This is a genomic window from Paenibacillus xerothermodurans (genome assembly GCF_002220865.2).
Classification (GTDB): domain Bacteria; phylum Bacillota; class Bacilli; order Paenibacillales; family NBRC-103111; genus Paenibacillus_S; species Paenibacillus_S xerothermodurans.
The window spans coordinates 1-1,409 of sequence record NZ_NHRJ02000029.1 but is presented as its reverse complement, the minus strand read 5'-3'; the positions used below and the strand labels follow the sequence as shown (position 1 = coordinate 1,409).

The following is a 1,409-nucleotide window of genomic DNA, read 5'->3' as shown; positions in this document are numbered from 1 at the left end:
TGATATGCTCCCCTTTAAGTAGACAGGTTTAATAAATAAACCGCTGCTTGGAGGGGAGTTTTTTTGTCAAGAAAGAATGAATATAACGCTACTGAGAAATTCACGATCATAGAAGAGTGGGAAACGGGTGGCGGTACCCGGGCGGCAGTCGCCCGAAAGTACAACATCAGTGTGAGTACGTTAGTGAAATGGCGGCATCGGTACGAGCGGTACGGCATCGAAGGTTTGGAAATTCTCGTGCAAAATAACAGTTATTCGGCGGAACTGAAGCTTCGAGCGGTTGAGGATTATTTGTCGGGTCAGTATTCSCAATACGAAATCATCGATAAATACAAAATCGCTAGCCGAACTCAACTCAAGAGTTGGATCGACAAGTATAATAGTCATAGCAGCTTGAAATCGTATAACGAGGGMGCAAGAGCTATGACAAAAGGTCGGTCTACGACGTTGCAGGAACGAATCGAGATTGTGCTCTATTGTATTGCACATGAGCGTGACTACCGGAAGACGGCGGATCAATTTCAGGTCTCCTACCATCAAGTGTACCAGTGGGTGAAAAAATACGAGGATAGCGGGCAGGATGCTCTGCAAGACGGCCGGGGACGGAAAAAAGCGACGGAAGAGTTAACCGAGGCCGAGCAGCAGAAGCTGGCCATGAAGCAMTTGGAGTTCGAMAATGAGCGGCTTCGAGCGGAGAATGCGTTCCTAAAAAAGTTGCGGGAGTTGCAAGGGAGGCGAGTTTAAGCGGTCACCGACAAACGCATGTGTACCTGGCGATCCAATCGGTTCAMGAGGAACAGAGGTGTAGCGTGCRACTGCTCTGCCACATTGCTAAGGTGCCACGGTCAAGTTATTACAAATGGCTAAACCACAAGCCTAGCGAGCGTGAGCTAGAAAACGAGCAGCTTACGCATGCTATGCTGACACTTCATGAACAGGTTGGGGGCATTTACGGTTACCGGCGACTCACCCTTCATTTGTGTCGGCAAACCAGGAAAAACCTTAACCGTAAACGGATCCAGCGCCTGATGAAGCTGGCAGGCATTCAGTCCGTCATCCGCAGGAAGAGAAAGCAATATGCGCGTGCCACTCCACAGCATGTTGCCGATAACCTGCTAAACCGCCAGTTCCACGCCGAAGCGCCAAATGAGAAGTGGCTCACGGATGTAACGGAGTTCAAATACGGACAAGATCGGAAGGCTTATCTAAGCGCGATACTGGATCTCCACGGCAACACGGTCGTTTCCTACGTCTTAGGACATTCAAACAACAACCATCTTGTATTTCAAACGTTGGWCGAAGCGCTCAAGGCCGCACCAGGCAGTACCCCCATGCTTCACAGTGACCGAGGGTTTCAGTACACCTCCCCGGCCTTCAAGAGGCGGCTGGAGGCCGCAAACATGACACAG

General features: G+C 50.3%; 2 protein-coding genes. Both read left to right on the top strand.

What is annotated here, in order from left to right; genetic code table 11:
* The first annotated feature begins 63 nt into the window (after nt 1–63).
* Nucleotides 64–744 carry a helix-turn-helix domain-containing protein gene (locus CBW46_RS20875; RefSeq protein ID WP_089201885.1) on the top strand — a complete coding sequence of 227 codons (681 nt, stop codon included), beginning with the start codon at nt 64–66 and terminating at the stop codon, nt 742–744.
* Nucleotides 745–764: 20 nt separating this feature from the next.
* Nucleotides 765–1,409 (top strand): IS3 family transposase (locus CBW46_RS20870; RefSeq protein WP_133254026.1); only part of this gene is annotated, 645 nt, incomplete at its 3' end.